General features: G+C 53.7%; 16 protein-coding genes. 10 read left to right on the top strand and 6 right to left on the bottom strand.

Going from position 1 to position 22,564, the window contains the following annotated elements:
• The first annotated feature begins 4 nt into the window (after positions 1–4).
• The 5 genes from J2I48_RS14080 to J2I48_RS14060 all read left to right on the top strand — a co-directional run bounded on the left by J2I48_RS14080 (position 5) and on the right by J2I48_RS14060 (position 9,458).
• The gene (locus J2I48_RS14080; RefSeq protein WP_207336105.1) at positions 5–2,335 is read left to right on the top strand and encodes a glycosyltransferase family 4 protein; all 2,331 of its coding nucleotides are present in this window, start codon (positions 5–7) and stop codon (positions 2,333–2,335) included.
• Positions 2,336–2,391: 56 nt separating this feature from the next.
• Complete coding sequence (locus tag J2I48_RS14075) at positions 2,392–3,882, top strand: glycoside hydrolase family 130 protein (RefSeq protein ID WP_207336104.1); 1,491 nt, start codon at positions 2,392–2,394, stop codon at positions 3,880–3,882.
• A gap of 241 nt (positions 3,883–4,123) precedes the next feature.
• Complete coding sequence (locus J2I48_RS14070; protein ID WP_207336103.1) at positions 4,124–7,414, top strand: SusC/RagA family TonB-linked outer membrane protein; 3,291 nt, start codon at positions 4,124–4,126, stop codon at positions 7,412–7,414.
• A 21-nt stretch (positions 7,415–7,435) separates the two neighbouring features.
• Entirely contained in the window at positions 7,436–8,920 is a 1,485-nt protein-coding gene (locus tag J2I48_RS14065; protein ID WP_207336102.1) for a SusD/RagB family nutrient-binding outer membrane lipoprotein, read from the top strand.
• A gap of 22 nt (positions 8,921–8,942) precedes the next feature.
• A complete protein-coding gene (locus J2I48_RS14060; protein WP_207336101.1) occupies positions 8,943–9,458 on the top strand; it encodes a DUF1735 domain-containing protein in 516 nt (171 codons plus the stop codon).
• Between the two features lie 75 nt (positions 9,459–9,533).
• Here J2I48_RS14060 and J2I48_RS14055 read toward each other — a convergent pair whose 3' ends face one another.
• From J2I48_RS14055 to J2I48_RS14045, 3 genes are read right to left on the bottom strand one after another with little or no spacing between them, the layout of a single operon-like run.
• Positions 9,534–10,361 (bottom strand): BT_3044 domain-containing protein, encoded by an 828-nt coding sequence (locus tag J2I48_RS14055; RefSeq protein ID WP_207336100.1) that lies wholly within the window; start codon positions 10,359–10,361, stop codon positions 9,534–9,536.
• A 26-nt stretch (positions 10,362–10,387) separates the two neighbouring features.
• Positions 10,388–11,863, bottom strand: coding sequence for a SusD/RagB family nutrient-binding outer membrane lipoprotein (locus J2I48_RS14050; RefSeq protein WP_207336099.1), 1,476 nt, complete (start codon positions 11,861–11,863; stop codon positions 10,388–10,390).
• An 18-nt stretch (positions 11,864–11,881) separates the two neighbouring features.
• Positions 11,882–15,037, bottom strand: a complete 3,156-nt coding sequence (locus tag J2I48_RS14045) for a SusC/RagA family TonB-linked outer membrane protein (RefSeq protein ID WP_207336098.1) — start codon at positions 15,035–15,037, stop codon at positions 11,882–11,884.
• Positions 15,038–15,578: 541 nt separating this feature from the next.
• Here J2I48_RS14045 and J2I48_RS14040 point away from each other — a divergent pair.
• The 5 genes from J2I48_RS14040 (at position 15,579) to J2I48_RS14020 (ending at position 19,833) form a co-directional block, all read left to right on the top strand.
• Positions 15,579–16,097, top strand: a complete 519-nt coding sequence (locus J2I48_RS14040; RefSeq protein ID WP_207336097.1) for a hypothetical protein — start codon at positions 15,579–15,581, stop codon at positions 16,095–16,097.
• A gap of 99 nt (positions 16,098–16,196) precedes the next feature.
• Complete coding sequence (locus J2I48_RS14035) at positions 16,197–16,523, top strand: hypothetical protein (protein WP_207336096.1); 327 nt, start codon at positions 16,197–16,199, stop codon at positions 16,521–16,523.
• A gap of 144 nt (positions 16,524–16,667) precedes the next feature.
• Complete coding sequence (locus J2I48_RS14030; RefSeq protein ID WP_207336095.1) at positions 16,668–17,090, top strand: thioredoxin family protein; 423 nt, start codon at positions 16,668–16,670, stop codon at positions 17,088–17,090.
• Complete coding sequence (locus J2I48_RS14025) at positions 17,090–19,504, top strand: endonuclease MutS2 (protein WP_207336094.1); 2,415 nt, start codon at positions 17,090–17,092, stop codon at positions 19,502–19,504. The genes J2I48_RS14030 and J2I48_RS14025 overlap by 1 nt, the downstream gene beginning before the upstream one ends.
• Positions 19,505–19,647: 143 nt before the next feature.
• Positions 19,648–19,833: a hypothetical protein gene (locus tag J2I48_RS14020; RefSeq protein WP_207336093.1), complete on the top strand. Its 186-nt coding sequence runs from the start codon at positions 19,648–19,650 to the stop codon at positions 19,831–19,833.
• Between the two features lie 27 nt (positions 19,834–19,860).
• On the opposite strand, the gene J2I48_RS14015 is transcribed toward J2I48_RS14020, so the two are convergent.
• The 3 genes from J2I48_RS14015 to J2I48_RS14005 form a co-directional block, all read right to left on the bottom strand.
• Positions 19,861–20,664, bottom strand: coding sequence for an alpha/beta fold hydrolase (locus J2I48_RS14015; RefSeq protein WP_207336092.1), 804 nt, complete (start codon positions 20,662–20,664; stop codon positions 19,861–19,863).
• A 59-nt stretch (positions 20,665–20,723) separates the two neighbouring features.
• The gene (locus J2I48_RS14010) at positions 20,724–21,563 is read right to left on the bottom strand and encodes a sugar phosphate isomerase/epimerase family protein (protein ID WP_207336091.1); all 840 of its coding nucleotides are present in this window, start codon (positions 21,561–21,563) and stop codon (positions 20,724–20,726) included.
• A 146-nt stretch (positions 21,564–21,709) separates the two neighbouring features.
• The gene (locus J2I48_RS14005) at positions 21,710–22,564 is read right to left on the bottom strand and encodes a sugar phosphate isomerase/epimerase family protein (protein ID WP_207336090.1); all 855 of its coding nucleotides are present in this window, start codon (positions 22,562–22,564) and stop codon (positions 21,710–21,712) included.

Here is a 22,564-nt window from a genome sequence, read left to right as displayed (position 1 = left end):
CGCCATGAACACCTCAACCCAAACCCCGCCAAGCCTCTTTGTTCAACCTAAAAATGTGGCATTTATTGGCGACTACCTGCCCCGGCAGTGCGGCATTGCCACATTTACCGCCGATCTCTACAAGTCCTACGCCACGTTTATTCCCGGTGCCCGCCCGTGGGTAGTATCGGTCAATGACACCACCGAAGGCTACGATTACCCAGACGAAGTGCGCTACGAGTTTTTTCAGCACGACTTGGAATCGTACAAAAAAGCCGCCGAATTCTTAAACTCTCGAAACGTTGATGTGGTGTGTTTGCAGCACGAATATGGCATCTATGGGGGTACAGCAGGCAACTATATTCTGACGTTGCTGCGCAACCTGAAGATGCCCATCGTGAGCACGTTTCATACTATTTTGAAAAACCCCGATCAAGATCAACTGCTTACACTCAAGGCCATTGCCGACCTATCGGCGCGGGTAGTCTGCATGAGCGAAAAGGGACGGCAGTTTCTGACTTCGATCTACGAAATCCCCGACGAGAAAATAGACGTAATCGCCCACGGCATTCCCGACATGCCCTTTGTAGATCCTCATTTCTACAAAGATCGGTTCAATATGGAAGGCAAGCAGGTGCTGCTCACTTTCGGGCTGCTGTCGCCGAATAAAGGCATCGAAAACGTGATAAACGCCCTGCCGCGCATTGTCGAGCAGTTTCCAAACGTAGTGTATATGGTGCTGGGAGCTACCCATCCGCACCTGATCAGGCATGAAGGCGAGGCCTACCGCGACAGCCTGAAGCAGTTGGCGCAGGATAACGGTGTGGCCGACCACGTAACGTTCTACGATCAGTTTGTGGAGCTTGACGACCTGCTTGAGTTTCTAGGGGCCGCCGACATCTACATCACGCCCTACCTCAACCCCGCCCAGATCACGTCGGGTACGCTGGCGTATTCGGTAGGGGTGGGCAAGGCTGTTATCTCAACGCCCTACTGGCATGCCGAAGAACTCCTGGCCGACGGCCGAGGTATTTTGGTGCCCTTTAGCGATAGTGAAGCCATTGCCGACCAGGTTATCAATTTGCTCACCGACGAGCCAATGCGCCACGCCATGCGCAAACGGGGCTACCTCATGGGCCGCGAGATGATCTGGGAAAACGTGATCAAACAATATGCCGACTCGTTTGGACAAGCCCGGCTGGAACGGATGCGGGCCACGCAGAGCCTGTTTCCGGGCAGCAGCAACGGCGGGTTGCAATTGCCAACCCTGAAGCTAGACCATCTTTACCGCCTCAGCGACTCGACGGGTATTATTCAGCACGCCCGGTATCATTTGCCTTTCTACGAAGAAGGCTACTGTACTGACGACAATGCCCGCGCCCTGATTTTGACCATGTGGTTAAAAGAAACAGGGTTGCACGACCGTCGTATTGATGCCCTGGCCGATACGTACATGGCGTTTTTGAACTATGCTTTTTCGCCCGAAAAGCGGCAGTTTCGGAATTTTATGAGCTACGACCGCCGCTGGCTTGAAGAGGTAGGGTCGGAAGATAGCACCGGGCGGGCCATTTGGGCGCTGGGCACCTGCATTGGCCGGTCTGACGAGCAAAACGTGCTCACCTGGGCCATGACCCTGATGGAAAACGTGCTGCCCAGCGCCGTCAGGATGGAATCGCCGCGGTCGTGGGCGTTTGCCTTGTTGGGTATTCACGAGTACCTCAAACGATTCAGCGACGACCGGCTGGCCAAGTCTATTCAGCAAAAGCTGGTGGGCAAGCTCATCTTCCGGTATCACGAAACAGCCTCCGACGACTGGCGCTGGTTTGAAAATACCCTTGCTTACGACAACGCCGTGCTGGCCCACGCGCTACTGGTGTCTGATAACCAAGAAGGTATTGCTATTGGGTTTACGGCCCTTGTGTGGTTGGTAGACCAGCAAACAGCCTCGGCCACGCCCGACAACAGCCGGATCGGGAAAGGCCATTTCCAGCCTATCGGTTCAGACGGTTTCTACAGTAAAGGCCTCACCCGCGCCTATTTCGATCAGCAGCCGCTGGAAGCGCAGAGCACCATCAGCGCCTGCCTTACCGCCTGGCAGTTTACTGCCGACCCCGAATGGCACCGCCGAGCATTGCGCATATTCCGTTGGTTTACAGGCCATAATGACCTGGGCTTACCCCTCTACGACTCACTGACAGGCGGTTGCCGCGATGGTCTGCACATCGACCGGGCCAATCAGAACCAGGGTGCCGAATCGACGCTGTCTTACCTGCTGGCACTCACCGACTTACAGAGTGCCGTGAAGCCGTTGCTTGAAAAATCGTTTGTGCGGGCAACAGTAGGCAGCTTATCTTAGCAGGGTACATCTATAGAGTTCAATGTTTAACGTTAAACATTGAACTCCCCTTCTTCATGCCAATAAAAGCCACTCGTACGGGCATTGTGTTGCGCCCCGATCCTGCTCGTGTTCTCTACCGTCCGTTTGATCTGGGCAACAGCAGCCGCGTGCTGAAAATTATTGCCCGCGTCAGCTCCCTAACCGACGACGAGGTGGAGGTGAAGCTGGAAGAAGTAATCCGCGAATTTGGCGGGCGGCACTACCGGCTGGAGCGCTTCTTTCTGAACCGGTTTGAGCAAGTGAAAGAACACCTGCTCACCGACGAACCCCTGCTGATGGAGCGGAAGCTGTTGTTGGGTGCCTATTTCACTATGGAATATTCGCTGGAATCGGCGGCACTGTTCAATCCGTCGATGATCTGGCACCCCGATCAGAGCAACTTGCCTGCGGGCTATAAGCGGTTCATTCTTAGCCTGCGGGCTACTGGCGAAGGCCACATCTCATCAATCTCGTTCCGCACGGGCTACGTTGACAACGAGGGCGATATTGTGTTGCAGAAGCCATCGCGGCACGTGACTTCGCCGGAACTGATTGTGAGTCAGCAGTTTAAAAAAGATATCTTCGTCAAGAAATTGTACGAACTGCGGCTGATTAATAGCATTTCGGAAGGCATACTGGCGGGCCTCAGCGATGAGTTTACCCTGCCCGACCTAGAGGCGCAGGTGAAACGGGTGATGAGCCAATTCCGCCACAACGCCGAGTACGACACCATCACGAGCGGCCTGCTGGCCCTGGCCCGGTCGAACTACGAGATGCACTTCGACGATGATCAGAGCCTGGACGAGCGCTGCATTTTTCCGTATTCGCCCAACGAAACCAACGGTATTGAAGACGCCCGGTTTGTGGAGTTCCGCGACGACGACGGTAAGATCACCTACTATGCCACCTACACGGCCTACAACGGGCGGGTTACGTTTCCGCAACTGCTGGAGACCACCGATTTTACCCATTTTGCCGTCAGTACCCTCAACGGGGCCGAGGTGCAAAACAAAGGCATGGCTCTATTTCCGCGCAAGATTAACGGGCGCTATGCCACCCTATCGCGGCAGGACGGCGAGAACGTGTACCTAATGTATTCCGACGACCTATACTTCTGGCAAACCAAAGAACTCATTGCCAAACCTACTTATCCTTGGGAGTATGTTCAGCTGGGCAACTGTGGCTCACCCATTGAGACCGAGGCCGGTTGGCTGGTGCTGACCCACGGCGTGGGACCCATGCGGAAGTATGCCATCGGCGCGTTTCTGCTGGATCTGAACGACCCCTCGAAAGTGATTGGTCGTATGAGCGAACCCTTACTCAGCCCTGATGCCAACGAGCGCGAGGGCTATGTGCCCAACGTGGTCTACAGCTGCGGTGGGCAGGTGTATCAGAATAAGCTCATCATTCCTTATGCTATGTCTGACTACGCCAGCAGCTTTGCCACAGTAAACCTCGATGAGCTGTTGACCGAATTAAAAGGCGGTCAGGTAGTTTCCCAGCGTATGTTAAATGAAGTTAATTGATTGACCTAAGTATTGTTGCTTAGCTAAATGCCCAATGCTGAAAGCGTTGGGCATTTTTTATTTTGAGTACTTACCTGTTAGTTACAGTAAAACAAAATATTATGTAGGTAAAAAGCGCATTTGCCAAAATCTTATGCTGAAAATTGTGTGAATAATATTTGGTTAGCACACTAACGGACTGTTAAATTTGAGTTACTAAAAATGTGATTTGTTGGCTTTTTCACCAAACTACTCATCTCCAATGAGAAAACTTTTAATGTTGGCGCAGCTAGTGCTGTGCCTGCTAAGTCTGCCCGCATTGGCGCAAAACCGGACTATCACCGGGCGCGTCATCTCAGGCGAGGATAACTCCGTACTACCCGGCGTGAGCGTGACCCTGAAAGGCACTACCAGGGGTACCACCACCGATGGCAACGGGCAGTATTCAATTTCGGTGCCGGCTGGTACGGTCACCATCGTATACTCATTCATCGGGTTTACCTCGCAAGAGGTCGTAACGGGCAACCAGACCACGCTCAATGTCACCCTGAAACCCGATGCCACTAGTCTCAACGAAGTGGTGGTAACGGCTTTCGGTATTCAGCGGACCGAACGCGAATTAGGCACGTCCATTGCCAAGGTGAGTAGTGCGGCTATTAACCAGGCAGCACCGGTCAATATTGCCAACGGTTTGTCGGGTAAGGTGTCTGGTTTGCAGATCAGCACGACCAACAACGGCGTAGGTGCTGGTGTGCGAATTTCGTTGCGTGGTAACCGCTCATTTTTGGGCAATAATCAACCCCTGCTGGTGGTAGATGGGGTGGTGTCGGATATAAACTTCCTGAATACGATTAACCCCAACGACGTTGACCAGACCAACATTCTGAAAGGCCCGAGCGCGGCAGCTCTTTATGGTTCCGATGCCTCAAACGGGGTAATCGTGATTACCACCAAGAAAGGAACAAAGAATACCAAGCCGCAAATCTCGTATGGTAACAATACGCAATTTGAGAGTATCTCCTACATGCCGGGTTTGCAAACGCAGTTTGGCGGTAATGGTGGTGAAGGGTTGCCTTTCTATGATCGCAATTACCGCCGTACCTACGTTCCCTATGAAAATCAGAGCTTTGGTACACCCTACGACGGCTCGATCAAGCCCCTGGGCTATGGCGTTGAGGTTCGTGATGCCAACGGTAACGTGCGCATCGACACGCTAAAAATACCTTATTCATCACCTGCGAAAGATCCTCGCCGCGAGTTTTTCAAAACGGGCGTTACCTCGCAGCATGATGTGTCGTACCGCATTGGCGATGGGCTGAATTTCTTTGGGCTGAGCCTGCAACGCGTTGACCAGAAGGGTATTATCCCCAATGATAAATACCAGCGGACCACCATTGGCCTCAACGGTGGCCGGTCGGTAGACAAACTATCAGTGACGGGTGCATTGAAGTTTGCCTACCAGAACACCAACATAGAAAACGGTGATTTCAACCAGGGCCGTCCTGTATATTGGAACGTGCTGAACCAACAGGCTCACGCGCCCATCAATAGCTACCCGCTCAATGATATCAACTCGCCCTACGGGGACGTAAATGGTTACTATAACGCCTACTACCCCAATCCATACTGGCAGATCACGGGCGACAATTCACGGCAGGTAACTGACCTGTATACTATTCAGGGATCAACCGATGTAGCGTATCAGCTTACCCCTTGGTTTAAAGCTCTGTATCGTATTGGTGGTCAGGTTAGTAACTCGCAATTCAAGTCGCACGTTGCTGAGGTGACTTTCTCCGACTATGCCCTCAGTGACCCCTGGGAAGCTGGCAACATTGCCTCGTCAACCGGCCGTGCCAATGCACAGGTAACCGACCGGACATCACTGTTCACGCGTTTCACCGGCGACCTGCTGTTGACCATGAACCCTAAGTTTGGTGACTTTACCACAACCCTGATTTTGGGTCAGCAAACGCGCCAGGAGTTCCGCCGTAGTACCTATGACTATGCCGCCGCGTTGGTGGTACCAGGCGTATACAACGTGGCCAACCGCTTGGGTAACCCCGTACTGTCTGAATATAGCGGCAGCAATCGATTGGTAGGCTTCTTTGGTGATTTCACTGTGGGCTATAAAGACTTCGCGTTTATACACGCCACCGGTCGCCAGGACTACACGTCGGTGTTGGCTCCGTCGAACAGGACGTTCTTCTACCCCAGCGTTGATGCCTCACTGGTGCTGAGCGACATGGTGCCGTCGTTGAAAGACAACCGGGTTATTTCATATCTGAAATTGCGAGGCGGTATTTCTAAGGTAGGGCAGGTAAACGTAGCACCTTACCAGTTGCAGAACGTGTTTAACCCTGGTGTTAATATCGTTACGGGTGGTCAGGCGTTCCCATACGGTGGGCAGGCTGGTTTCGAACTGGGCAATACGCAGAATGACCCTAACCTGAAGCCAGAGTTTACTTTAAACAAAGAAGTGGGTTTGGAACTGGGCCTGTTTGATCGGTTCCTGCTGGAGGCTGTCTACTATAACACGGTAACAACCAATCAAACCGTACCTATCGACGTGTCGCGGGCAACGGGCTACACCCGGGCGCTGATTAATACGGGTTCAATGACTAATAGCGGTATTGAACTTGATCTGCGTACGCAGAAGCCGCTGGTGTCGGTGGGTAGCTTCAACTGGGATGCCAGTGTGAACTTTACCTTCTTGAAGAGTAACGTCGATGACATTTATAAGGATCTACCGCGTGGTAACCTGCCTTACGCCAACGGTGTAGGATCGGACGTTTATTTCGCTAAAGGCTATGCATACCCAGCACTATTTGTGACTGATATCCAACGGATACAGAATACTGATTCTAAAGCGCCAAACTATGACGCCAGCGGTCAGTATGTTGGTCGGCCAGTGGTGAGTGCCACAACGGGTTATCCCATTCTGGACCCAAACCTGAAGTACGCTGGTACTACTCAGCCAACCACGCGTTTTGGCTGGAGCAACACGTTCCGCTACAAAGGCCTGTCGCTGAATGCAGTAGTCGAATACCGCGGTGGTGCCGTGATCTACAACGCCCTGGGCAACGCCCTTGAGTTTACGGGTGCGGGCATCAGGTCGGTATATGCTGGTCGGCAGAACTTTGTGTTCCCCAACTCAGTAACGGTAGGTACCAACGCCGACGGGTCTACGGCCATTACGCCCAACACGAACATCACGACCAAAGACGGCAACCTGACGTTCTGGACCAACTCAGCCTACCACAATGCGGGCTATAGCTACGTCACGAGCGCCGACTTCTGGAAACTGCGCGAAGCCGCCATTGGCTACGACATTCCGGCCAACATTTTGGGCTACACTAAGTTCATCCGCACGGTCAACATCGCCTTCACGGGCCGTAACCTGCTGATGCTGCGTCCCAAAACCAACGTCTTCACCGATCCTGAGTTTTCGGGTGGTAACAATGCCAACGATACCAGCAACGCCGTGGGCGTAACAACCGAATATCAGGCACCGCCCACGCGGTTCTACGGATTCCGGGTAACGGTTGGTTTTTAATTTTTAACTCAACAAGCAACAATGAAGTCTATAAAAAATACCGTTGCCGGGTTACTAGCTGTTTTACTCATGGCGCAGGCTGGATGTAAGCAGGAGTTTCTCGACATCAACAACAACCCCAACCAGGTAACGGCCGCCACGCCCGAGCTGGTTCTGCCCAACGCCCTGGCCAACACCGGGGCCTACATGACCACGAGCTTCTATTTTCTGAACCTCTGGATGGGCTACTGGAACTGGAGCGGCAACTATTCGATCAACCTGTCGGATAAGAACTATCAGTTTACGAACAGTTTTAACCAGGGTATCTGGACCAACGGGTACGTCAACCTGAAAAACTACAACTACATCGATCAGCAGGGTGCCACGCTGAATCAGCCGTTGTTGCAGGGCATGGGCAAGATCATGAAAGCCTATCACTTTCAGATCCTAGTCGATACCTACGGCGACATTCCATACACGCAGGCGTTGCAGGGTACAACGGCCATCACGCCCACTTATGACAAAGCACAGGATATCTACGACGATCTGATCAAGCAGATAGACGCAGGTTTGGCCCTGTTGGCAAAAGGCGCAGGTACGCGCAACCCCGGCACCAACGATATCATGTTTGGGGGCGACATTGCCAAGTGGCAGCGGTTTGCCAACACGCTGAAATTGAGAATCTTGCTTCGCCAAACAGAGAAAACAGACCGGGCTGCTTACCTCCAGACGCAGTTCGCCACGATCAAATCGTCGGGCTATGGCTTCTTGGGAGCGGGCGAAAACGCGCAGGTGAACCCGGGCTATGTGAACTCGCAAAACCAGCAAAATCCGCTCTATGGTGCGTTCTATGCGGTTAACGGTTCGCCCACCACGACCAACAACCAATATAAAGCCAATGGCTATGCGCTGTCAGTGTTGAAGCAAACCAACGACCCGCGCATTGGCGCATACTACCGGCCGGTGGGTGGCACGGGCACCAATTTCAATGGCACCTACTTCGGTACTATCGACGTGCTGGTGAACAGCCTCGTGTCTGACATTGGTCCAGGTGTGCTCACGGGTGTAGATAAGCCTGCGGTAATTATGTCGTCGCACGAGAGCTTGTTCATGCAGGCCGAAGCAGCGCAGCGTGGCCTAATCACGGGTACGCCCAAGGCGCTCTACCAGGCTGCCGTAACGGAGTCATTCATAAATGCAGGCCGCACTGCCACTGAAGCCACCACTTACCTGGCCCAGAAAGGCGTTGCCAATGTGGACTTCGACGCATCGACCAACAAGATTGCCACGATCATTACCCAGAAATGGATTTCGGAGAATGGCTTGGCACCCTTCGAGGCCTGGGCTGACTACCGCCGTCTGGGCCTGCCCACCGACATCCCGATCTCGCAGGAGCCAAGCACGTCGGTGAAGCAGATTCCGGTTCGGTTGTTCTACCCGCAGACCGAGTTCAGTACCAATGCCACGGTGGTAAACGCCCAGGGCACGATCAACCAGTTTACGAGCAAGATTTTCTGGATTAAGTAATCCGCAAACACAAGCAAACACCATGAATAATTTTTTAAAAGTCGTTGTGGCCGCGAGTGTAGCCATTAGTTTATCTTCGTGCCTGAAAGACGACGAGCATTTTGTAGACTTTGCCGGATCTGGCTACGTCGCCGAAATTCCCTACGTTGCTAATCGGAGCATTCTGAAGCGTGACACGGTATCGCTCGGCGCTGCCTCAACGGTTCGTCCACTCGATATCAACATTGCCTCGCCAAACCCTCCCACCGAAGCCATTCAGGTTGGGGTGGTGGTTGACCCGGCGGCGCTCACGGCCTACAACAAGACTATTGCCAAGCCCTACACGCTGCTGCCTGCCACGGCCTATCAGCTACCGGCTTCGGTGACAATTAACCCCGGCAACCGCATCGGTACGATCAATATTTCGTATGTGGGTGGACAGGTACCCACTACCGGTGGCCCCTACGCGCTACCGGTTACGATTCAGAGTGTACCCAGCAACGTGATTATCAGTGCCAACTACCGCACGCAGATATTGGCCGTTGTGATGGTGAAGTAACGAGCTAACTGTAACGCAAAAGGCCCCTGCCAGTACTGGCAGGGGCCTTTTGCGTTGTTGAGAAATCAACCAGGATTACTTCTTGGTAATTGTCTCGGTGATTTCGCGGTTACCACCTGCGCCTGGATAGAAATAATTCAGGGTGAAGGTTTTGGTCGCGGGATCATACTTGTTCACACCTGTTTGCTTGGTGCTTGTGTTGGCTGCACCCGTCGGGATCAGCGTAACGGTATTGTCGGCGTTGATCTTCAGCTGCATTGTCCACCCGCTGCCACCTAAGTCGGCGAAATTAGTTTCGCTGGTGGTGCCGTCGATAGTGCTCAGCACTTTTTCCTGATTGATAGGTCGTGGGCCATTAACAGGGTGTGTAAACGTTCCCGTAGCCTGATACTTGCCTGCGTAGATGTTGTTCACCTTGATAGCATACACTACGCTCTTTAGGTTCGAGGCCACAACAGCACCGCTGGCAGCTGTGATAGTCAGCGGCAAGGCGTACGACTTTGCCAGGTTGATCTTCGACGAACTGAAGTTCACTACAAACGGTACATCGCGCTGTCCGGCCTTGATCACCACCTGCGTAGAGGGGATCGTGTAAGTATCGGCAGGCAGTAGTTCCAGGCCCGTGCCCGTGAGTAGGGTAGGGTCTACGGCTACCGTGGCTGTCACGTCGGAGGTTAGCACGGCTGGTGAGCCTAGGTTTACAGAGAATAACTCGGTCGCTACAGGTGTCGTTTTGAAATCGATCCCCAGCACCTTGCTACCACTGCCACTGCCAAAGATACTTACAATGGGCTGCGCACCCGTAGCATTAATAATGTCAGTATAGCCTTTGTCTTGCAGACAGCCGCTGGTAATTACCAGCAAGCTCAATGCCGAAAAGCCCGTTAGAATGTATTTTTTCATGATTGATGATTTAGTTTATGAATGAATTACTTCATCCAGAAAATTTTGGTGTCGAACTGACTAATGGTGCCTTGTGCTTTCACGTTGGCCTCGTTGGTGCCTAACTCCTGGTTAGGATACAGGAACCGGGCGGGCTGCTTAGTACCCACGGCGCGGGTCGAGAGGGGCACTTTGGGGAAGCCCGTGCGGCGGAATTCGGCCCAGGCTTCAAACCCACCAAACGCGCCCAGTGCCACCCATTTCTGGGTAATGATGGCCTCCAGCTTGTTTGGCGAGGCATCGAAGTTGCGGATAGCCACAGGGTCAGCTACGTAAGCAGCAGCGGCTTTAGCGGCATCGGGCACTTCCAGAAACTTGAACGACTCGGCCACGCCGGTTTCAAACAGCGTCTTGGCCGACGTGCCCAGGTAGCCACGTTGTGCCGCCTCGGCTTGCAGAAAGAAGCTCTCGGCCGACTGCATCAGCACCTGCTTTTGGTCAAACCCTTTCAGGATGGCTGGTCCAAACCCTGACGTCTTGGCGTAGAGATACGCGTCGTTACCATCGCCGAAGGGCACACCCACATACCTGTTGGCGTTGTTGAGCGTGGCGAAACGGGGCAGGCGTGGGTCAACGTTGCTCGACAGAAACGTGATGAAGAAATCAGCGTTGGTGTAGAAGTCATGGTTGCCCGACAACGTACCGGCGGGGGTAAAGCCGTAGTTTTCATAGAAAGGATTTTGCTTACCAGCCGACTTCAAATAACCTGGCGTCGACAATGCGTTTTCACCTGCCGCCAAGAAACCGCCGTTGCCCGCTGTTTTAGCGACTTCAGCCTTAATGGCGGCATCTTTTGCTGCAATATTGGTCTGGCGCAATAGAATACGCAATTTCAACGTGTTGGCAAACCGTACCCACTTAGCCATGTCGCCGGCAAACACAATGTCGCTCGCACCCGGCGACGGGTTTTCTGTGGCAATGGGCACTTTCAGGGCCGTCACGGCAGCGTCGAGTTGCTTCGACAGATCATCATAAATGGCCTGCGCGTCGTCGTACTTGGGACGAAGCACAGCCGTGCCTTTCAGCGCTTCCGTATATGGTACGTTGCCGTAGGTATCGACCAGGCGCTGAAACACAAACGCCTTCATCACCTTGGCAATACCCACAAAGGCAGGCTGCTTGCTGGTCGTGGCGGCCTGTTCGATCACGTCGTAGTCAGACAGGTTATCGTAGGCCCCGGTCCAGAGGCCCGTGCGGAAGTTGGAGGGCAGGTCATACGTCTTTTCAGGGTTGAAGCCTGACACGCTACCCGAAGGCGACCATTGGCCGGCCCAGAAATGGCCAATCTCGTTGGCCCCCACCATGCCTGCTGCCGTAGCGTTCAGCGCCGCCGGCAAGATCAGATCTGGCGTTGAACTGGTGGCACTGTTGGGGTTTTTGTTAATGTCGAGGTACCCCTCTTTGCAGCTACTCACCGACAGCAGGGCGACCAGCAGCGCAACAAGTTTAAATTTATGCATCATGATTGTGTTGTCTGTTGATTAAAAACCAAGTTGAAGCGTGAAGCCATACGAACGCAGCGGCGGCGTGATCGAGGTGGCGTTGACACCCACCGCGTTCGACGTGCTGTTGTTGAATTCGGGGTCGGTGTAGATGTTTTCTTTGGGCAGCAGGGTGATCAGGTTACGACCCACCAGGCCCACGTTGGCGCTTTTCAGGAAACGGGTTTTCTGCAACAAGGCAGGCGACACGGTGTAAGAAATGGCCAGTTCGCGCAGTTTCCAGAAGGCACCACTCGTGACGAAGTTCTCGCCGAAGTTGCGCAGGTTGCTGTCAAACGCACCCAGGCCACCATCTTTCACGGCAATGCTGGTGTTGGCGGCATAGGTACCGTCGGCGTTTTTGGTTACCGAGTTGGGGAATATAAACCGCTCACGGCCATAGGTTGTGGTGGCATAGGCTGCGCCCGTAAACCACATCGACTCGGCCAGACCGTGGGCAATCAGGTTTCCACCCCGGTATTCGGCCGTGCCCGACAAGGCGAAGCCCTTATACCGCAGGGTGCTGTTGATGCCCAGACGGTCAGGTGGGTTGGTTTGGCCCAGATTAATCAGTTCGGCGGCTTTGAGCGGATAACCCGAAGCAGGGTCAACCACTACGCGGCCACCCGGAATAATGTTGCCCGCGGCATCGCGCTCACGCTCGTAACCCACCACTTTCACCACCGGGAACTGCTGCCCTTCAACGGCGAAAATCTGGTATAGACCTGAGTTGACAGCGTTGTAATAATCGCTAAGGTTAATCTCCTTAAGGCCTTCTACAATAGAGACAACCTTGGTGCTAACCCGCGAGTAGTTGATGCCCAGATCCCAGCGGAAACCGTTGGCAAGCCGGACAGGCGTAGTTTTCAGGTCGATCTCGAAGCCGTCGTTATCCAACCGGCCCGTGTTGATGAGCGCTCCTGAATAACCCGTGGCCGGCGACACGTCGATACGCACGGTCTGGTTGGTGTTCCGCTGCGTGTAGTACGACATATCGAGCGTAACACGGTCGCCCAGGAATGCTAATTCGGTACCCACTTCATACGAGTCGAGGAATTCAGGCTGAATGTTGGGGTTATTAGCTACGTTGCCCAGTGTAAAACCAGGCAGACCACCATAGGGGAACCCACCACCGGGGTTGAAAACGGTCTCTAACTGATAGGCACCAAAGTCGCCGGGGAGGTTAATCTGACCTACCCGCGTGGCAGCAGCCCGAATCTTGGCAGAACTCAGGAAGTTGCCATTTTTCAGCGACGGAATAGCGTCGGTCATCACAAACGAAATATCGGCACCGGGGTAGAAGAATGACCGGTTTTGTGGGGCCAGAATTGAACTCCAGTCATTCCGACCTGACATATGCAAGAACAGGAAGTCTTTGTAGCCCAGCGTCAGGTCACCATACACGCCCACCAGGCGGGCCATAGCCGTACGTTCCGCAACGCCTGGTTCGCCAACGCGGTTGCTTACGTTATACAAATCAGGAATTACCAGCGCACTGGCATTATTTGATGTCTGCTTAAATCGGCGCTCTTGTAGGTTAGTACCGGCAATCAATGTTGCTTTAATAGGCCCGAGCGTGTGTTGCAACGTGGCGAAGAAATCCTGGTTGATGCGCTGGTTGTTGTTTGAAAAGTCAGAAACAGAACCCGGCAGGTCTTTAGCCCGGTAGATATGGGCTTTGGCGAAGGCGCTATAACCATATTTTGCCGACGTGTTTTTGCCGTCACTGCTTTGGTTAGTTACCCCGAACCGATACAGGAACTTCAGCCATGAGGTGGCTTCGTAGTTCAGTTGGAAGTTACCCGTCAATACCCGACTCGTTGAATTTTCCCGATTAATATCTTTAGCAAAGAATGGGCTGTCGAAGTAATCGTTAAAATAGTTATTGGGGTTGGCTGGGTTCAATTGGCCGTTGTCCAGCCGCAGGGGCCGCCAGTTGCGATATTCATTCAGGTCGATGTTGCTGGCCGTGTTCAGAATGTTGTTATAGAAATTTGAATTGGTCCTGTCAACTTCCTTGATACGGTAATCGATGTTGAACGAGCCACTGAACTTGCCATACTGCCGGGTGGCGTTGAAGCGGCCACCCGTCCGACGTGACTTGTCGCCCGGCGTAATGCCCGTTGTGTTCACGTCCTGTAACGAAATCAGGAAGCTGCCATTGGCATCACCGGATGTCAGCGAGATATCGTTCTGAATAACAGACCCATTGTCGAACGCGTTGCGACGGCCGTTGGGGATGTTTGAGTACGCTGCCTTGGCAATAGTGCCATCTTCCAGCGGTTGCCCCAACTCCTTAATAGATCCGTCAAACTCAGGACCATAGCTCTGGTTTTCAAATGGAATGTACTCTCGGCTGTAGCTTTCCGTACCCGCACCAAAGCGTTCGTTGAACTTGGGCATAAAGCCAATCTGGTCTATCGACGATGTGTTACCGAACGTGATCCGGGGGGCACCAGCCGCACCTTTCTTGGTCGTAATCAGGATCGCTCCGTTTGACGCCTCTGAACCGTACAGGGCAGCGGCGTTGGCTCCTTTCAGCACCGACACGTTCTCTACGTCGTTAGGGTTTACGTAGTTAATGGCTTCCTGTGGCACCTGCGTACCGTCGATAACCACTAGCGCCTGGTTGTTGCCCAGCAACGACCGGTTGCCGCGTAGTACAATCCGCGTTTGAGGATCAACGCCATTGTTGATGGTATTGATCTGTAGGCCGGCCACTTTACCCGACAGCGCCTGCGCCAGGTTGGCGGCTCGTGCCTGTGTGATTTTCTCGGCTTTTACCACTTCCGTGGCCGAACCCAGTTCTTTTTGCTGGCGTACCACACCCAGGGCCGTTACGACTACCTCGTTCAGTGAAGAAGCGTCGGCTTCCAGTTTCACGTCAATCGTGCTGCGGTTGCCCACCGTTATTGTCACGGTTTTGAAGCCCACGTACGAGAACGTCAACTGCGACTTGTCGGTGGCCGTAACCTGAAACGCACCGTTGGCGTCGGTGGTCGTACCGCGCGTAGTGCCTTTGATGACTACGCTGACGCCGGGGATGGCCGAGCCATCGTCTGATGAAGTGACCTTGCCTGTAACTGCCTGAGACTGAGCCAATGCAGGCACAGATAACAACAGCAACAGCCATAGTTTGAGTAAATTTCTCATCATGCTATTTGAGAAGAAGTTTGTGATTGGTTAGACGTACCGGTATTGTACCGGCTAGGCAAATTTCACAAATTTTTAATGTAATTCTCACTAGCAGACTGCTGAATGTTCACATTTTTACCTGAACATACATGTTATACTTAATAGTAGTTGTAGAATATATGGTGTTGCACTAAGTATAATTTGCGATGTTACTCAGGGTATTGACTTCATTATTGATATTAAGGAAAAGTATGAAAACAAAAAAGCGAACTGGCAGAGCCGGTTCGCTTTTCAATTACGCTTTATCCAACTATTAAGATTGTAGAATCACTTCGGGGGGTAACCTAAAACGAGCTGCCACACAGTAGAAACCATACACTATGCTGGGCTACGCAGGCGTTTCAGGCGGTTACACTGTCAAATATGTAGGTTTACTTTGGGAATAGGCAAAACGGGAAATCCTTATTTATTAAAAGGCCTGTTTGGGTCACTGCCTAAGATAGAACAACCTTTTTCCGGGTGGTCAGTTTCGGCTCTACTACCAACGCAACGTAATCACGTTATGGAACCCGACGAAAAAACCGTGCTGCGCGATGATGCGCAGATCAATGGACAGACAGAAGCCCCCCGGGGCAGCGATAATACGGAGCCGGATGCCCGCGCCAAAGACAACCTTAACACCGAACAGCAGGAGAACTCGGCCAACGGGCTGGATAGCCAGGATGTGCGGGGCGGACAGGATGGCCGCAACAACCGGGGTATGGGCAGCCAGGATATGGACAGCAAAAACGGCGTATTGCGCATGGGTGACATGGACAACAGCACCATGGAAGTAACCGAAGCCGCCGTGAGCAATGCCGCCGCCAGCGAGGGCAAAACCAACACCAGCACCGTGAGCGTAACCACCGCAGGTCCCGACGATTATGCCTCTGACGCCGAAGTGAAAACGCCCGATGCAGAGCAGGAAGCCAAAGAAAGTGTCGATTCGCCGACAGAAGCTGGCGAAGATGCGACGCAGGAAAAAGAAGACAAAGACATTGCCGAAACAGGCACTTCACTGGATAACCAGCCAGCGTACTAATGGGATGTTAGACACTGGATGCTGGACGTTTACAGTAACGTATCCAACGTCTAGTGTCCAACGTCCAGCATCCAATTAATAACCAAATCAATCAACGTCATGAGCGTATCAAGCAACATCCGCAAAGAGAGCACCGAGTCGAATGCGGCTCAGCAAATGCATAGCACCATGGGTACTCATCCCGACCTGGCGCAGCTTAACGACAAAGACTTAACCAACGAACTGCCTTCCAAGCTAAACAGCGAAGGTGTGAACGACAGCGTAGCCGACGACGTAGAAAGCGCCGACGAATTAGTAGCCGAGACCGACGACAATGGCCCGTCACAAGCCGACATCGACGAGAACACTCGTGCCTCCTGGGGCCAAGCCCCCGCCGAAGCCACCCACGTTGAAGATGCCGACTGGAATACGAGTACGGAGAAATAGTCGTTTATGAATAGAAAGTCGTAAGTCTGGAAAGTCGCAAGTGACTTCGTGCGCTAGGTTGCTGTCGCGAGGCCACTTACGACTTTTCAGACTTACGACTTATGACTATTGACTATTTTTGCATCTAAAACCAAATGCCACTGTATGATCCGCCTAGCTAGTCTTTGCCTCTTTGTTCTTTTCACGGCCACGTCTTTCGCTCCCGCCAATGACGATACGAAAACGGGTATCCAGTTTACCGAAGCCCGTTGGGCCGACATTCTGAAGCAGGCCAAGGCTCAGAAGAAAGTTATCTTCCTCGACGCCTATGCCAGCTGGTGTGGTCCCTGCAAGCTGTTGCAGAAAAACACCTTCACGCAGAAAGCCGTGGGCGACGTGTTCAATAAGCGGTTTATCAACGTGAAGATGGACATGGAAAAAGGCGAAGGCCCGGCCCTGTCGCAGGTATACCCGCTGGAAGGCTACCCAACCATGCTGTTCATCGACGGCAACGGTCGCGTGGTGAAAAAGGTAATGGGCTACATGCCCGCCGAAGACCTGCTCAGCGTAGCGAAGAGCGTTAAATAATGCTTTACCCCAATACCCTCGAACAAAAACTTGGTTTCGATAAAATCCGCGAACTGCTGCGACAGGCTTGTATCTCGCCGCTGGGGCAGGATTACGTGGACAAGATTCGCTTTTCCGATAATCACCAACTGATTGATAAACTGCTGCGGCAGACCTACGAGTTTACGCAGATTGTTCAGTACGAACCCGATTTTCCGCAAAGTAACTACCTCGACGTGCGCCCTCAGTTGCAGAAGGCCCGCGTGGAAGGTATCACGCTGATGGAAGACGAGTTTTTCGACCTGAAGCTGGCTCTGAAGACCATTCAGGACTGCCTGCGTTTCCTGGCCAATCAGGAAGAAGACCAATACCCGTTTCTGACCGAACTGGCCGCGCCCGTCACCGTCGATAAAGCCCTGCTGGCTGCCCTGGAACGCGTTATTGACGATCGCGGCCATGTGCGCGACAACGCATCGCCCGAACTGGCCAACATCCGGCGGCGCATTATTTCGGAGCAGGCCAATCTCCGCAAACGCCTCGACGGCATGCTGCGCACCGCCCGCCAACAGGGCTGGATTCCCGACGACCTGGGCCTGACCATTCGTGGGGGGCGGCTGGTAATTCCGTTGGCAGCCGAGCACAAACGCAAGATTCGCGGCTTCATCCACGACGAATCAGATACCGGCAAAACGGTGTACGTGGAACCCGCTGAGGTATTCGACGGTAACAACGAAGTGCGCGAACTGGAGTATGAAGAGCGCCGCGAAGTGTACCGCATCCTGCTGGCGCTGACTGATCATATCCGGCCTTTTTTACCCGACCTCAACAAGGCTATTAACTTTCTGGCGCAGATCGACTTCATCCGAGCCAAGGCCAAACTGGCGGGGCAATTGCAGGCTGGTATGCCGCAGGTGATGAACCGCCCCGTGCTGAACTGGACCGCCGCCCGACACCCGCTGCTATACCTGTCGCACCAGAAACAGGGCAAGCCCGTGGTGCCGCTGGCTATTCAGCTCGATGAACGTCAGCGGATTCTGATTATCTCCGGTCCCAACGCCGGTGGTAAATCTATTGCCTTGAAAACCATTGGGTTACTGCAATACATGGTGCAGTGTGGCCTGCTGGTGCCCATGGCCGAACACTCGGATATGGGCGTGTTTCAGAACCTGTTTATCGACATCGGCGATGAGCAATCGCTGGAAAACGACCTGAGTACCTACTCGTCGCACCTGACCAACATGCGGCAGTTTCTGGTGGGGGCCAACAAGCGTACCCTGTTTCTGATCGACGAATTTGGCACGGGTACCGAACCGGGGCAGGGTGGGGCCATTGCCGAGGCCATCCTGGAAGAACTGAACAAGTCGGGGGCGTTTGGCGTAATCAACACCCACTACACCAACCTGAAAGTATTTGCCGACAAAACGCCGGGTCTCATCAACGGGGCTATGCGGTTCGATGGCGAGAAGCTGGAACCCCTCTACGAATTGGAAATGGGCCGCCCCGGCTCGTCGTTTGCGTTTGAGATTGCGGGCAAGATCAACCTACCCAATGCCGTCATTGACCGGGCTAAAGAAAAGCTGGGTTCGCAACAAGTGAACTTTGAAAAGCTGCTGAAAGAACTGGACATCGAACGGCGCGTTTTTGCCGAAAAAAACCTCGATATCAGCATCAATCAGCGCAAGGTGGCCCAGCAACTCGCCGAATATACCGCCCTGAAAACCCGGCTGGATAACGAGCAGAAGCAGCTGATCAATACGGCCAAAGCCAAGGCAAAAACGCTGGTGCAGGAGGCCAACCAAAAGATTGAACAGACCATTCGGGAGATCAAGGAATCGAAAGCTGACAAAGATGCTACGCGCCTGGTACGAGCTGATCTTCAGCGCTTTGAACAGGCCGCACTGAAGCCCGAAGTCATCGTTGAGCCCGAAAAGCCGAAGACGCCCGAGGAAGAATACGAAACAGACGGCAGCCCTATTACGGTAGGCAGCTACGTGCGTATTGAAGGGCAAACAGCCATTGGCGAAGTACTGACTCTGCGCGGCAAAGACGCCGAAGTACGCATTGGCGATCTGAAGTCGAATATCAAGCTCAACCGCCTCGAAAAAGTAAGCCGTAAGACCTACCGCGAGGCCGTGGGTATTCGCGAGGCACCCCGTACGCAGGGTGTTGACATCAACGAGAAGATGCTCAATTTCTCGTTCAACCTCGACATTCGGGGCAGGCGCGGGGAAGAAGCACTGGGCGAAGTAGACCGGTTTATGGACAGTGCGCTCATGCTGGGCTACCCCGAACTGCGCATTGTACACGGCAAAGGCGACGGCATCTTGCGGCAACTGGTGCGCAACCACCTGCGGTCCTACAAACAGGTTGCCAGCATGGCCGACGAACACGCTGACCGTGGCGGTGCAGGTGTCACACTGGTGAAGATGAAATAGCTATCAGCTAAAAAGGTGCGGTGATGAGACTATAACAGGCCAGTCGATAAGTATTGCATCATTGGCAACCCATTAATAAATATGCTTTCAGCACTGACTGGGCAGTGTGTAGGTTTAATCCTACAATCGTCACACAGCCCAGCATGATTGCCTTTCTCTGTATCTGTGTTGCTGGTATCAATGTCCTGTTGATTATGGGGCATATGATTCGCCTTTACCGGCACAGGCATGATACCTCCATAGCCGAAGCAACAGATAGCATCGCTTCGATCTTATTCTCATCTATCAACGCCAGCGTGTTGGTGATGGCCTACAACGCGCTTGTCTAAGAAACGCAACTGGACGTAGCGGGCTGGTTAATGAGTTAGTAGCCAGTTCGCTATTCTGGAATTGAAGTCGTCTATGCATTCCCAGTGAAAGGCGTGTCCGGCATTGTCGTAGAGGTGCAGTTCGGCGTTGGGAATAGCCCCAGCCACCTCCTGGGCCATCCAGGCGGGGGTGAAAATGTCCTGCCGCCCACCAATCACCAGACACGGCTGCATTAGCTGGGGTAACTCGGCCAAGGTATTGTGGGTGATACACGCCTCGGCCTGCGCCTCCAGCCCGTGCAAAGGCTGAGGCAACGAATCGGTTTCGGCGGCGGCCCGGCCTGCCAAGAAATCGGCGTACAGGGCATCATCGTCCCAACTTGGTTTAGCGTAGATCAGCAACTGTATATAGTTGGCAAACTCGGCTGGTCGGAGGCGGGCTTTGATCGTGGCCATATGCCGAAAGATGGCCTCGGCAGTGCGGTCGCAACGTGCCCAGGGACACATCAGCACCAGTGAGCGCACCTTGTCGGGATGCCGCAGGGCCAGCTGCTGCGCAATGGTGCTTCCCATCGACACCCCAACAACGCGGACTTTTCCTAACCCCAGCTGATCGATCAGCCCGGCATAATCGTCGGCCATTTGGGCAGTGGTGTAAGGTCCGGCGGGTTTGTCTGACCGGCCTACGCCCCGGTTGTCGGGCATGATGCATCGAAACTGACTTTGCCAAAAGTCGGCATGTTTTTGCCAGACCGAGCCGGGGGCCGTGATGCCCATAATCAGCAGCAGCGGTTCGCCCGCGCCGCGCTCTTCGTAATAAAGGCTGATGCCGTTGGTGGTAAGGTGAGGCATAGAGTGAACGAGTGAATGGCAAAAGAGTGAAAGGTGAAAGAGTGCCGGACCACACTTTTTCACTCTTTTAGCATTCGCTCTTTCACCGAAGGCAACAGCGTATCATACACCCAGCGGCCGTCGTGGAGGGTAACGCCGTCGGGGTCGTCCATGGCTTCGGGACCTTCGTCTTCGCAGATGATCCAGCCGCTATACTGCTGCTCAATGAGCCAGTTGGTAATGCCCACGAAATCGACCTTGCCGGTGCCCAGGAGGGCAAATTCGGGGTTGCCGTTCCAGTCTTTGAAGTGTACCAGGTTGATGAGCGGGGCGTACTCTTTCATCTTGGTGAGTGGGTCCATGCCGCCGTTGATCAGGTGCCCCACGTCGGGTGTCCAGCCCGTCACCGATGCGTCGAGGCTTTCCAGAATAACCCGGTAGTCGTCTTCTGTGCGGGTAATCGACGAATGCGGCGAGTTGGGGTGGAATGTACACGGCACCCCCTGATCGACCGCCCGCCGCGACACCTGGTTCACGATCCTGACCAGATTCTGCCGCCGGGTTTCCAGGTCGTGCCGCCCCGTAGGTTTCTGTACCGTGCAGAGCAACGCCCCCGGAAAGGCTTTCAGCAACGCAATGGCCTGATCGGCAGCTATACGTTCTTCATCGGTTTCGTCGGGGCCGTTCCAGTCCAGCGCCAGGGCAATGGCGGCCAGTTCAACCTTTTTTTCGGCCAGTTTCGGGGCTAGTCGCTGGGCGTCGGGCAGGTCGCTCATCCAGTTGAAGATGGGTTCAATGCCCGCAAAACCAGCCTGCGCCGTTACGTCGATCATATGGCCCATGCGGTTGGCATGGGTCTGCCCATTGTTGTTCATAAACCAGGTATAGGCCTCGGCACCAAAGCGAAAGGGAATGTTCATAAGGGGGGCAAAGGTTCTATCAAGCACAAGTGCATGGAGGATTCACGAAGGGCATGGAGATTTTTTACGCTGACGTTGACAGTCAGTATGCTGCTCCATGTTATCCGTAAATCCTCTGTGCCTCTGTATTTGACATGCCTTTGTGTCTATATTTTATGCGCTTCCTGCATATCGCGAATGAATGTGAACCCCTTTTCGGCAATAGCCCAGGGGTCGTCATATTCGCGCCAGACGTTGATGGAGTTAGCAAAATCGACGTCGTTGCGGGTGAAGGCTTCGATGGTCATCCAGCCTGTGTAGTTCAGTTCAGCCAGGGTGCGAAAGGTGTCGTCCCAGCGCACGTTGCCGTCGCCGGGGGTACCGCGGTCGTTTTCGCTGATATGCACGTGGGTCAGCACCGGCGCAATAGTGCGGATAGCGTCAGGGAAGCGTTTTTCTTCGATGTTGGCGTGGTGCGTATCAAACATGGCCCTCACGTTGGGGTGGTCGGCCTGTTGAATCAAGCCAAGCAACTGAGGCATGGTGTTGCAGAGGTAGCACTCAAACCGGTTCAGGGCCTCCACTGCCAGCACAATACCGGCCTGCCTGGCATAGTCGCCCACGGTGTGGAGCACTTCGGCGCTGTGGGCGTACTCCTCAGGCTGGGGTTCACGCTTGCTGAACGTAGCAAATGCCGAATGTATCGGTCCGCAAATGACGGTAGCCCCCATGGCATGCGCGCGGTCGATGGTGCCCTTCAAAAAGTCTACCGCTGCGGCCCTTACCGCTGCCGATTCGCTCGCCGGATTAGCATCGGGGCCTACCACCGTCACGCCCGTGCTACGCAGGCCAAGTTGTTGTAGTTCAGTACCAAAGCGGCCATAAGCTGCCACATCCTGGTTGTCGATAAAGCATTCGATACCGTCGTAACCGATGGTTTTGAGCCGTTCGGCAATAGGCACCATTTGCTCAGAGATTGGCGCCGACCAGGCTAATAAATTGAATCCAATGGGGGAAGGCAT

Source organism: Fibrella aquatilis (genome assembly GCF_017353255.1).
GTDB classification, from domain to species: Bacteria; Bacteroidota; Bacteroidia; order Cytophagales; family Spirosomataceae; genus Fibrella; species Fibrella aquatilis.
Note: the sequence above shows the minus strand (reverse complement) of the source record. Positions and strands in the feature narration are given on the sequence as shown.